Annotated in this window: 11 protein-coding genes; 8 read left to right on the forward strand and 3 right to left on the reverse strand. The window is 54.3% G+C overall.

What is annotated here, in order from left to right; translation table 11 throughout:
• Nucleotides 1-20: 20 nt before the first annotated feature.
• From HP566_RS11580 to HP566_RS11615, 8 genes are read left to right on the forward strand one after another with little or no spacing between them, the layout of a single operon-like run.
• On the forward strand, nucleotides 21-1,073 hold the full coding sequence (locus HP566_RS11580) for an ABC transporter substrate-binding protein (RefSeq protein WP_249977420.1): 1,053 nt from the start codon (nucleotides 21-23) through the stop codon (nucleotides 1,071-1,073).
• A 10-nt stretch (nucleotides 1,074-1,083) separates the two neighbouring features.
• Nucleotides 1,084-1,878, forward strand: a complete 795-nt coding sequence (locus tag HP566_RS11585) for an SDR family NAD(P)-dependent oxidoreductase (protein WP_249977421.1) — start codon at nucleotides 1,084-1,086, stop codon at nucleotides 1,876-1,878.
• 12 nt (nucleotides 1,879-1,890) lie between these two features.
• A complete protein-coding gene (gene allB / locus HP566_RS11590; RefSeq protein WP_249977422.1) occupies nucleotides 1,891-3,342 on the forward strand; it encodes an allantoinase AllB in 1,452 nt (483 codons plus the stop codon).
• Nucleotides 3,336-4,199: an ABC transporter ATP-binding protein gene (locus HP566_RS11595; protein ID WP_249977423.1), complete on the forward strand. Its 864-nt coding sequence runs from the start codon at nucleotides 3,336-3,338 to the stop codon at nucleotides 4,197-4,199. The genes allB and HP566_RS11595 overlap by 7 nt, the downstream gene beginning before the upstream one ends.
• A 10-nt stretch (nucleotides 4,200-4,209) precedes the next feature.
• Nucleotides 4,210-4,989, forward strand: a complete 780-nt coding sequence (locus HP566_RS11600) for an ABC transporter permease (protein WP_249977424.1) — start codon at nucleotides 4,210-4,212, stop codon at nucleotides 4,987-4,989.
• A gap of 24 nt (nucleotides 4,990-5,013) precedes the next feature.
• The gene (locus HP566_RS11605) at nucleotides 5,014-6,030 is read left to right on the forward strand and encodes an ABC transporter substrate-binding protein (RefSeq protein WP_249977425.1); all 1,017 of its coding nucleotides are present in this window, start codon (nucleotides 5,014-5,016) and stop codon (nucleotides 6,028-6,030) included.
• A gap of 60 nt (nucleotides 6,031-6,090) precedes the next feature.
• Nucleotides 6,091-7,539, forward strand: a complete 1,449-nt coding sequence (locus tag HP566_RS11610) for an amidohydrolase family protein (RefSeq protein ID WP_249977426.1) — start codon at nucleotides 6,091-6,093, stop codon at nucleotides 7,537-7,539.
• Nucleotides 7,540-7,550: 11 nt separating this feature from the next.
• On the forward strand, nucleotides 7,551-8,762 hold the full coding sequence (locus HP566_RS11615) for a M20/M25/M40 family metallo-hydrolase (protein WP_249977427.1): 1,212 nt from the start codon (nucleotides 7,551-7,553) through the stop codon (nucleotides 8,760-8,762).
• A gap of 83 nt (nucleotides 8,763-8,845) precedes the next feature.
• Here the strand turns inward: HP566_RS11615 and secF are convergent, their stop codons facing one another.
• The 3 genes from secF to yajC form a co-directional block, all read right to left on the reverse strand.
• Nucleotides 8,846-9,772, reverse strand: a complete 927-nt coding sequence (gene secF / locus HP566_RS11620) for a protein translocase subunit SecF (RefSeq protein ID WP_249977428.1) — start codon at nucleotides 9,770-9,772, stop codon at nucleotides 8,846-8,848.
• A gap of 34 nt (nucleotides 9,773-9,806) precedes the next feature.
• Nucleotides 9,807-11,660, reverse strand: a complete 1,854-nt coding sequence (gene secD / locus HP566_RS11625) for a protein translocase subunit SecD (protein ID WP_249977429.1) — start codon at nucleotides 11,658-11,660, stop codon at nucleotides 9,807-9,809.
• Nucleotides 11,661-11,794: 134 nt separating this feature from the next.
• The gene (yajC, locus tag HP566_RS11630; RefSeq protein ID WP_249977430.1) at nucleotides 11,795-12,121 is read right to left on the reverse strand and encodes a preprotein translocase subunit YajC; all 327 of its coding nucleotides are present in this window, start codon (nucleotides 12,119-12,121) and stop codon (nucleotides 11,795-11,797) included.
• Nucleotides 12,122-12,166: the final 45 nt, after the last annotated feature.

Here is a 12,166-nt window from a genome sequence, read left to right on the forward strand (position 1 = left end):
TTTTCGCGGGAGGTTTTTCCATGCACTTACTAACAACGTTTTTCAAGGTGTCTGCCTGGCGGCGGGCCATGTTGGTACTGTTGACCACTATCTGTTGGCTATCCCCGGCTTACGCCGATACCCCTTTGCGGATGGTACTGAACTGGTCTTACCAGGGGCCACAAGCCTGGTTCTTCCTGGCACAGGAGAGAGGATATTTTGCCGAGGAGGGGCTGGATATAAGGATTGATCAAGGTTCCGGCTCGGGGGCCGCCGTGGGTAGCGTTGCATCCGGTGCCTACGATGTTGGGTTTGGCGATATCAACGCGTTGATCAATTACGCTTCGAATAACCCCGATGATGCTCCGGTGGGCGTCTATATGCTCTATACGCGCCCCCCTTTCACTATTGCGGTGACCACCGACAGTGATATTCACGAGCCAGCCGACCTTGAAGGGAAAACCATTGCTGGCCCTGCCAACGATGGGGCATTACGTCTGTTTCCTGCCTTCGCTTCGCTGGCCGGAATCGACACTGACAGCATCGAGGTGATGAATATTGAGCCCCGACTACGCGAACAGATGCTCAACCGTGGTCAGGTCGATGCCGTCTTTGGTTTTGTTAATACGGTGCGCTTTAACGCCATGCTGGCAGGTATTGACCCTGATGAGCGTTTGCACTTTATCCGCTACGGCGACTATGGCATGGACCTCTACTCCAATGCGTTGATCGTCTCGCGCCAACTGGCTGATGAGAATCCAGAGGCGGTCCAGGGGCTCGTTCGGGCGATTAACCGTGGCGTGGCCGATGTGCTGGCCGACCCTGAAGCGGGTATGGATGCTGTCATGGCCCAGGAGCCACTGATCAACCGGGACGTCGAGACCGCGCGTCTGGCAGCCACCATTGAGGATGAGATGAATCATCCTGAACTGGCGGATGTCGGGCTTGGCAATATCGACGAGACCCGCATGAGGGAAGCCATCGATATCGTGGTCGCCGCCTATGGCCTTGAGCATACCCCTGCCCTGGAGACGGTTTTTAATGCCGATTTCCTTCCGCCTGAAGAAGAACGCATTTACTCCCTATACGAATAAGGAAAACGTCATGGATTTGATGCTAACCAGCAAAATTGTGGCTATCACAGGGCCGGCAAAAGGAATGGGAGAGGCCATCACCCGTGCCTTTGCTGACGAAGGGGCAAGGCTGGCGCTGCTGGCCAGAGACACCCAAGCGGTATCAGGATTGGAGCAGGAGCTGCGTGAGCAGGGTGTTGATGTGGTGCTGGTAGCTTGCGATATCACACAGGCTGAACAGTGTGAGCAGGCGATGGCCCATATCCAGGAAGCCTTTGGCGACACACCCGATGTACTCGTTAATGTGGCGGGAGGTTCAGGGCCGGTAGGCAAGTCGGGGGCTGAGACCACCTTTAAGGAGTTCGATGAGATTGTGCGTCTCAATATGGCGGGCTGTTTCAACACCATGCGTGCTGTACTGCCGGGCATGATGGCGCGGCGTAGCGGCAAGATCGTCAACGTTGGCGGTACCTTTGGCATGCGAGGAAAAGCGGGACGGATGGCCTACTCCGCATCCAAATGGGGGCTTCGGGGGATTACCAAAAGCATGGCCCTCGAAGCAGGCCCCTACAACATCAACATCAATATTGTTGCGCCGGGTATGGTCGATGGACAGCGTTTTCGCACCAAGGTGTGTCCGGATATGGCGGCAAAGCTGGGCATCAGCGAAGCAGAGGCTGCCCAAAAGCATGCAGAGGATTATGCCCTGCAACGTATTTCCACCGCCCAGGATGTTGCCGACGCTTGCCTGTTTATGGCCAGTGACCGTTCACGCCAGATTACCGGTGCCGACTTACCCGTGGATGGCGGCTGGGCCGCGCTTTAAAGGAGCAGAGTTATGAGTCAAGCAGATCTCGTGATTATCAATGGTCAGATCGTTAGCCACGAAATGACCCAGCAAGCCGCGTTAGCCATTCGCGACGGGAAGATCGTCGCGGTTGGTGAAGAGAGCGGTATGCCACCTGCCAAAGAGGTACTTGATGCCAAAGGACTGCACTTGTTGCCTGGCGCCATTGATGTACACGTCCATTTTCGCGAACCAGGTTACACCCATAAGGAAACCTGGGAGAGCGGCACCGCTGCCGCAGCGATGGGAGGTGTTACCACTGTCTTTGATATGCCCAATACCAACCCGCCAACTGCAACACCTGATGCCTTTGCCGATAAACTGGCGCTCGCTGAGCAGCAAGCCTATGTCGACTTCGGTATCTATGGTCTGATGGCGGAAGATAATGTCGATCAACTTGAGGCATTGGCAGAAAGCGGTGTTATTGGCTTCAAATGTTTTATGGGCAATACCTTCGGTAACCTTCCATCACCCTCAACAGGGGCAATGCTGGAAGCTTTCGAACGGGTAGCGCCGTATGGATTACGTACCTCTCTCCATGCGGAAACCGCCTCCATCATGGCATGGCGCTATGAACGTTTACGCAAGGCTGGCCGAAATGATGCACTGGCTCATGTGGCGGCACGCCCTGATGTCGTGGCGGTGGAGGCGGTGTCCCGTGCGGCGATTCTGGCGGAGTGGACGGGTGCCCGTATCCATGTATTACACGTTTCATCGGCAGCGGAGCTGCGGCCAATGCGTGAGGCCAAGCAGCGCGGTGTGGATATCACCAGCGAGACCTGCCCACACTACTTGATGATGGACACAAGCGACTATGCCTCGCTGGGCAGTTTAATGCGCGTTAACCCACCCATTCGGGATGCCAGCGATAGTGCGGCACTCTGGGAGGCTGTGCGTGACGGCACTGTGGATATGATTGCCACTGATCATGCCCCCCATACCCCGGACGAACAGTATAAGGAGGTTATTTGGGAAGCGGATTGTGGCTTCCCTGGCGTTGAAACCCAGATGCCGCTGATGCTGACGGCGGTTAGTGAGGGGCGAATCTCCCTTCAAGAGTACGTTCGGCTCAGCGCCGTTGCACCGGCCAAGGCCTGGGGGCTTTATCCCCGTAAAGGGGCTCTGGTGGTGGGGGCTGATGCTGATATTGCCATCGTGGACCTCGAACGCCGTGAAGTGATTGACCAGCAGGCGCTTCACTCCCACCGGGCCCGCGCTACGCCCTTTCATGGCTGGTCTATCCAGGGACTACCGATACATACCCTGGTACGTGGCCGTTTTGTGATGCGTGACCAAACCCTGCAAACCGACGCAAAAGGCAGTGGTCTTTCGGTGAAGCGTGTTCAGCAGATGCCTGTCCCCACACTCGCCAACAGTGACAAAACACTGGCTGCCGAAGTGGCTAAGGTACCCATCCAACAAGGAGAGCTAACGTCATGTTAACCATGTCCGTGGATACTCGTCAGACAGCTGCCGCAATGGATCAGCAGCAGGATGGACAAGGCCGGGAAGCCATCAAGCTGGAAGGTGCAGAGGTTATTTATGGGCGTGGCAAAAAAACCACTCAGGCGCTTGCGCCCACTGATCTGAAGGTTGAACAGGGGGAGTTCGTTGCTTTGGTGGGGCCATCCGGCTGTGGCAAGTCCACCATTCTCAAACTGGTGAGCGACTTGCTGGCACCCTCATCAGGGAATGTGCATGTCGGTGGGCGTGAAGTAGGGGCCAAGCGTGTGGGGGTGGGCATGGCCTTTCAAAACCCTACCATGCTGCCCTGGCTCAGCGTACGCGACAACGTCATGTTGCCGCTTAAAATCGTGCCACCCTTTCGCTCTCGCTACCGTCAGGCGCGTAAAGGCGAGTTCAGAGATCGCGCGGAAGCACTGCTGGAAAAGGTGGGCCTAAAGGGCTTTGGCGACAAACAGCCCTGGCAACTCTCTGGGGGGATGTTGCAGCGAGCATCCCTATGCCGTGCCTTGATCCATGATCCAGAATTGCTGCTCCTTGATGAACCCTTTGGTGCTTTGGACCAGTTCACTCGTGAGGAACTCTGGGGAATCCTGCAAAACCTGTGGTTGGAGAGCAAACCCACTGTGCTGCTGGTAACCCACGACCTGAGGGAAGCGGCCTATTTAGGCACCCGTATCTGCGTGATGAGCCCACGACCCGGCAAGATTATTGATGATCAGCGTGTTCATCTGCCAAGGCCGCGCACCATTTCGATGACCTACGAGCAGGACTTTGTACAGTTAACGCAGCAACTGCGTGAACTGATCACTCATACCCGGCCGGATGCTGCCTAGGAGGATTCCCATGGAGTTCGTAGATAAAATGCGCCAAAAGGTTGCAGCCGCTGCGCTGATTCTAGGGTTTTTCGTGGCTTGGGAGCTGATTTGCCTGCTGTTCGGCGTGCCTGAGATTGTGCTGCCCAGACCCTCTCAGGTGATGGACACCTTGATCGCCCGTTTTCCCCAGCTACTGCCCCACGTCATTCAAACGTTAAGCACAACACTAACGGGTTTTGCCATGGGGGTGACGGTAGGCATGCTACTGGGCGCTATCGTTGGCTCTTCAAAAGTGGCCTACGATACCGCCTACCCACTGTTAGTTGGTTTTTCATCCATCCCCAAAGTGGCTGTTGTACCTATCTTTGTACTTTGGTTCGGCAGCGGCACGGTACCTGCCGTCCTGACTTCCTTCGTTATTTGTATTTTTCCGGTAGTGGTGAATGTGGCGACGGGATTGGCGACGACCGAGCCGGAACTGGAGGATGTACTCAAATCCCTGGGGGCTAAAAAGCGTGAAATTCTGTGGAACGTGGGGATTCCACGCGCCATGCCGTATTTCTTCGCCTCGCTGAAAGTGGCTATCACACTGGCCTTTGTGGGTACGGTGCTGGCCGAAACCATTGCCTCCAACCGTGGCATCGGCAATGTCATGATGATCGCCACCTCCAGCTTTGATGTTCCCCTCGTATTCTCAGGGCTATTTCTGCTCGCCATTCTGGGCGTCACGCTTTATCTCATCTTCTCACTGATTGAACGCAAGGTAACCGGCTGGGCGATGCGCAAATCGGAGCTGCCAGCGGCTTAAATCATCCTACTAAAGGAGCTTTACATGAAATTTTTCAAATCAATTCACTGTTTATTGCTGGCGTGCACGTTTGCGCCATTAGTGGCCAAAGCCGATGTAACAAGAATCGACTTTACGCTGGATTGGAGCTTTCAGGGGGTGCACGCGTGGTACTTCTTGGCTCAGGAGAGAGGCTATTTTGAGGAGGAGGGGCTGGATGTCCGTATTGATCAGGGGGATGGGTCTGCCGCTACGGTGAGCCGAATTATGTCGGGGGCTTACGATGCGGGGTTTGGCGATATCAATGCGATTATCCAGAATGCTGCGGAACGGCCTGAACAAACCCCGGTCATGGTGTATCAGATTTACAACCAGCCTCCCTTTGCACTGTTAACCAAGGCAGATGGACCTATCCAACGTATTGAAGATATTGAAGGTTCGACACTTGGCGCCCCTGCTGGCAGTGCCTCGACACGACTTTTCCCTGCGTTTGCTGAAGCGGCCGGTATCAATCTTGAAAACGTCGAAATCACTAACGTGGCACCCAATCTCCAGGAACAACTAATCAATCGTGGGGATGTCGATGGGTCGCTGGTCTTTAATGTCACCAGCTATATGAACCTGGTATCGCAGGGACACGATCCGGATACAGAGTATCGCTGGTTTCCCTACGGTGATTATGGTGTCGAAGTCTACTCTAATGGTGTGATGGTTTCGCGCTCCATGATAGAGGAGCAACCAGAGGCAGTCGCTGGGCTTGTGCGTGCCATTAACCGCGCTGTTCAAGATGTTATCGATGATCCACAAGCGGGTATAGCAGCGCTGATTGAGATAGAAGGGTTTCTGGATGGTGAAGCGGAAACGCAGCGACTTCAGTTTGCGCTCGATAATGTGATTATTTCCGATGAATCTATGGCATTGGGTATGGGCGCGCTTGACGAAGAGCGACTCGCGCGCTCGATTGACACCATCGTGGAGCTTTACGAGCTGCCGCGTACCCCTTCCGTCGCTGACGTTTACACTGCTGAGTTTTTGCCGCCTCTGGATGAGAGAACGCTATAACTTCCTCTAATGAACGTTAAATCGCGGCTAATAAACAGGCCGTGTAGGCGAGAAGTATTTATGACACATTATAGGTTTGCTGCCGCGATACGCGGCAGCCGTTTTCAGTTGGATGGCCCCTGCGCTGTTAGTGTTAACGGCGGTGTCATTACTGACGTGGAGCATTCAGCCGCTCAATCATCTCAGTCTCCAGGCCGTTTATTAGCATTACCGGCACTCTCAAACGCCCATGATCATGGACGCCCTTTATCTACCAGCTCGTTTGGAGCCGCTGGAAAACCTTTGGAAACATGGTTGCTGCGTCTTGCTGTCATGCCTTCTGTTGACCCTTACCTTGCGGCTTGTGCTGCTTTTGGACGCGCAGCAGAAGGCGGGTGTGCTGCTGTCATGATGCACTGCACCCGTCCGCAAGGGCTGGATACCTTAGTGGATGAAGTCACAAAGGTATCCAAGGCCGCAAACGCTGTAGGAATACGCTTAACGTTTGCAGTGGGGATGCGCGATCAAAATCCGCTGGTCTATGGTGACCAGACAGCGATAACGACCCAGCTTAGTGCTGAGGAGCGAAGCGTCGTTGAGCGATACTTCAGACTGCCCACACTGACGCCTAAAGAGCAGCTTAAACAAGTTGAGGAGGTGGCGGGTGCAGTGGACGATCTAGGGGTGAATATCCAGTTTGGGCCGACGGGAGTTCAGTGGTGCTCTGATGCATTGCTGCGCGAAATTGCAGCAGCATCCGCACTGACTGGCCGCCGGGTTCATATGCACCTGCTTGAAACGCGCTACCAGAGGGAGTGGGCTGATAAACAATTTCCCGAAGGCATTGTTCGCTACCTGCACGATATAGGCCTGTTATCACCTCGTTTAACGCTAGCTCATTGTGTTTGGGCGCGTCCTGATGAACTTGAGTTAATTGCTGCCTCGGGTGCCACGATTGCGATTAATACCAGTTCGAATCTGCATTTACGCTCAGGGCATGCGCCAGTGTCAGCGATGTGGAAAGCTGGTTGTAAGGTGGCAATGGGTATTGATGGTTGTGCTCTTGATGAAGATGACGATGCACTGAGAGAAATTAGGCTTAACACGCTACTCCATGCTCAACCCGGTTATGCCGATGATGCAATACGTACCCGTATGCTGACCGCTGCCACCACAACGGGGCGTGCTTCTTTGGGGCGTGAGCGATTTGCCCTACTGGAACAGGGGGATGATGCAGACTGGATGACACTGGATCTTGAAAAGCTAAACGTCGACGATCTACTGCCAGTGAACAGTGAAGACCTTCTGTTTGCGCGAGCGACACGCCGCCATCTTGATAGCCTTGTTGTAGGTGGGCGCCCCATTGTCGAGCAAGGCAAGCTGATAACGCTGGACCTGGAGGCCGTGCATATTGAGTTGCGTAATATGTATCGCCACGCCTTACACCAGCGTTCTGACCTGCATAACGCCTGGCCTGCGATCGAGCAGCACGTAGCGGCTTTCTATCGTGATCGCTTGGGATGCTGCTAAGGAGCGAGTAAATGGATGAGCTAAAGACATGGCTTGATCGTCGCGCTGATGAGCAAGTCAGTATGTTGCAGCAGTTGGTGCAGGTGCCTTCCGATAACCCTCCCGGCGATGGGGTTGCCCACGCGCTACGTGCTACTGAACTGCTTGAGCAGATGGGGTTTGAGGTGGAGCAGCATCCTGTGCCGGATGCGATATGTCGGCAGTACGGTCTTCAGAAGGTGATGAACCTGGTGGTAAGACATCGCTTTGGCTCTGGGCCGACCGTCGCATTGAATGCACATGGAGATGTCGTACCGGCCGGTGGTGGCTGGAGCAAAGACCCCTATGGGGGCGAGATTGAACAGGGCTGGCTGTATGGACGTGGCGCCGCCGTATCGAAAAGTGACTTCGTTACCTATGCCTATGCACTCAAGGCATTAATTGAAACAGGGGAGTTAGCGGCTGGATGTGTTGAGCTGCATTTTACCTATGATGAGGAAACCGGCGGTTTTACTGGCCCGGCATGGCTGTTGTCAGAAGGGATTTCCCAGCCGGACTATGCAGTTTGTGCTGCGTTTTCGTATCAGGTAATCACCGCACACAATGGTTGCTTACATCTGGAGGTGGCCATTGAGGGCCGCTCTGCCCACGCGGCATGGCACCATACCGGTATCGATGCTATTGAAGCGAGTCTGCCGGTTCTGAGTGCTTTATATCGTTATCGGGAAACCCTCAAAGAGCGGGTGTCGGAGTATCCTGGGGTGGATTCTCCTTCACTGGTGATTGGAACGATTGAGGGGGGCATCAATACGAATGTTGTGCCAGACCGGGTGTCCTTGACTATTGACCGTCGGATTATTCCGGAGGAGTCGCCGGAAGCGGTAGAGCAGGAGCTGCGTGCGCTGATTGAGGCCGCCTCAAGCCATAGCGGCATTCGTCTGAATGTGACTCAGCGCCTACTGGCTAAACCCTTTACCTCGACACCTGTTTCAGAGCAGCTGGCTGAGATGTTTGCCGTTGAGGCGCAAAAGGTGTTAGGAGAACCAGTAGGTGTTGGTGCCATGCCGCTTTATACCGATGCACGTCATTACAGTGAGGCTGGTGTGCCCACGATTATGTACGGGGCTGGTCCACGTAACCCGTTGGATGCCAATGGTCACCGGGCGGATGAGCGAGTACCTGTCCAACTTGTCACCAATGCTGCATTAGTGGTTGCCAACAGCCTAAAGCGGTTACTGACCTAACGTAGGCGGCACTGCTGCAAGGTATAAAAATGCCCCTGCCGATGAAGGCCGGGGCATTTGCTTGCGTGTAGTGCGAGGCTTTTTTAAGGCAGCTCTTCTTCCTCGTCCTCGGATACTTTCTTGGTGGGAATGAGGTCCTCCCGCGAAAGTTTGAGAGGAATCAGCAGGGCACCTGAAATGTAGATAGAGGAGAAGGTGCCCACCACAATGCCTACCAGGAGCGCAATGGCAAAGTTTTCAATCATATCGCCACCCAGCACCAGCAGGGCTAACAGGACCAATATGGTAGTGCCAGAGGTAGCGAGTGTACGTGAGAGAGTGGCGTTGATGGCTTCGTTGAAAATTTGCGACATATTGTCAATGCGCGATGTTCGGATCATTTCCCGAATACGGTCATAGACAACAATCGTATCGTTCAATGAGTAGCCAATCACTGCCAATACCGCTGCCAGGACGGTCAGGTCGAAGTCAAGCTGGAAGAGAGAGAAGACCCCCACCACAATGATGACATCGTGGAGCTGGGCCAACACGGCTCCGATAGCAAACTTATACTGGAAGCGAAATGCTACATAGACCATGACGACACCGAGGGCGACCAACAGCCCCAGGCCGCTTTGGTCGCGTAGTTGATCCCCTACTTGGGAGCCAACAAACTCGGCGCGAACCAGGTTAACATCATCGCCATCGGCGCGAAGCAGGTTAACGACTTCGTTCCCTACCTCGGGGTCAAATGCTTGCTGCAAACGAATAAGGACTTCTGTTGAAGCTCCAAATGTTTGCACCGATACATCCTGGAATCCGCTGTTTTCGAGCAACTGGCGGATAGCATCAAGTGACGGCGCGGCGCCATAGCGCACTTCGATCAGCGTACCACCGGTGAAGTCCAGCCCCAGGTTTAGCTGCTGGAATATAATGGAGCCAATCGACACAATAAGCATTACCGCTGAGATCATGAACGCAATATTGCGCCGTCCCATGAAGTCGATTCGCAGGTGTGATATAGATTTCATTACCACCTCTTAAATTCTGGGCTGAGCGCGGGTTTCATATCCACAGCTTTTTGACAGGTCTTTTGCCATAGGTCAGATTAACCATGGCGCGTGTCACCATCAGAGCGGTGAACATTGACGTCAAAATGCCGATTGATAGCGTGACGGCGAAACCTTTGACCGGTCCGGTACCAATGGAGAACAGAATCACGGCGACAAGTAGCGTGGTAATGTTGGCATCCACGATGGAGGTAAAGGCCCGCTCATAGCCTGCGAAGATCGCTTGATGTATCGACATGCCGTTGCGTAACTCTTCACGTATTCGTTCGAAAATCAATACGTTGGCATCAACAGCCATCCCCAGGGTCAAGACGATACCGGCAATGCCTGGGAGCGTCAGGGTGGCGCCAAGCATCGACATCACCGCAACGAGCAGTGTCAGGTTGAGTGCAAGTGCAATGTTGGCAAATATGCCAAACACCTTGTAGCGCACCAGCATAAACAACACGACCAGTAACAGGCCAACCTGAACAGACATCAAACCGCGCTCAATGTTTTCTGCGCCCAGGCTGGGGCCAATCGTGCGCTCCTGAACAAAGTAAATCGGTGCCGCCAATGAACCAGAACGCAGCAGAAGTGCCAGTTCGGCCGCTTCCGTTGGAGAATCGAGTCCTGTAATGCGGAAACTATTGCCCAAGGCACTTTGTATGGTGGCAAGACTGATAAGCCCACGCTCGACATAGGGTTCGCGTACGATGATTTCTTCGCCCGTTTCCGGGTCAATCGCCACGCTATCCTCGCTTTTGTGCTCGATAAACAGCACCGCCATATTGCGCCCGATATTGGTGCGTGTGGCGCGGTTCATCAGCGTACCCCCCGTGCCATCCAGGTTGATATTAACCTGGGGGCGGCCGTTTTCATCAAAACTATGGCTGGCGCTTGAAACGCTATCACCGGTAATAATCACATCGCGCATCAATTCAGCTGAGCGTGAGGGATCATTGCGGAAGGTGTGGCGCTCAGTTTCGGCATCCGGGGTGTCGTTACGCGCTTCCAGGCGGAATTCCAGGTTGGCCGTTGCGCCGACAATACGTTTTGCCGCGACGGTATCCTGAATGCCTGGCAGTTCAACCACAATCTGGCTGGGCCCCTGGCGCTGAACCATCGGCTCGGCAACACCAAGCTCATCCACGCGGTTGCGCAACGTCGTCAAGTTTTGATTAACGGCGTAGTCCTGAATCTCGTTGACCGTTTGATCGCTTAATGACAAGACCAGACGGGCGGTTCTGCCATCGCCTTCGCTGCTGTAGTCAAAGTCGGGGAAATCACGACTAATCAAGCGGCGCGCTGTATCACGGTCTTCGGTACTGGCGAAGTCAATCGAGAGCGAGCGGTCTGCCACTTCCGTATTGCGGTAACGAATACGCTCACCACGTAACAGCTCGCGCATGGCGCTGGCATTGACTTCCAGCCGCTGGGTAAGCGCGGCTTCCATATCCACTTCAAGCAGGAAGTGAACACCACCGCGAAGATCCAGTCCCAGTGTCATCGGAGAGGCAGAGAACGCCTGTAGCCAGCTTGGCGTGGCTTCCGCAAGGTTGAGCGCGACGGTTGCATCGGTGCCAAGTACATCGGTGGCGATATCCCTGGCATTGAGCTGGTCATCATCACTCTGCAGGCGAATTAGCCACTGGCCATTATCCTGCTCAATCTCTTTGATTGCGATGCCATTTTCGGCCAATGCTTCTTCAACACGGGTCAACTGGCGCTCATCCAGCGCATCGCCCTGAGCGTTGCTGACCTGGATAGCGGGATCTGCGGGAAATAAATTGGGAAGTGAATAGATAAGGCCAACCACCAGGATGACCAGTATCAACAGATACTTCCACAGGGGGTAACGGTTGAGCATGCAAGCCCTGCCTTCAATTACATACGGAATTGCTGTACACGGACAGCCCATGTACAGCAACGTTCACCATCGTAGCTACCATGTCACCCCTGCCGGGGTGGCTGGCACTGATTCGGCAGGGGCAAGTGCAGGAGTTAGATGGACTTAATAGTACCCTTGGGTAATACGGCAGCCACGGCATTTTTTTGCACGTTTACTTCGGTGCCTTCTGACACTTCAAGGGTCAAAAACTCATCGCTCACTTTGGTTATGCGACCAACGAGCCCGCCGCCGATCACGACTTCGTCGCCTTTGGCTAAGCTGGTTACCAACTGCTTGTGTTGTTTTGCACGTTTCGCCTGGGGGCGCCACAGCAGAAAGTAGAAAATCAGCACGAAGCCGACCAGCATAACGATTTGCGCGATGCCACCGCCGGCAGCGGCTTCTTGGGCATGGGCTGGTGAGATGAAGAAATCCAGCATTGCAGAGAACTCCTGGGTTAGAACACTCAATGGGTGAACCGTTTA

The organism is Vreelandella olivaria, assembly GCF_023507745.1.
Classification (GTDB): domain Bacteria; phylum Pseudomonadota; class Gammaproteobacteria; order Pseudomonadales; family Halomonadaceae; genus Vreelandella; species Vreelandella olivaria_A.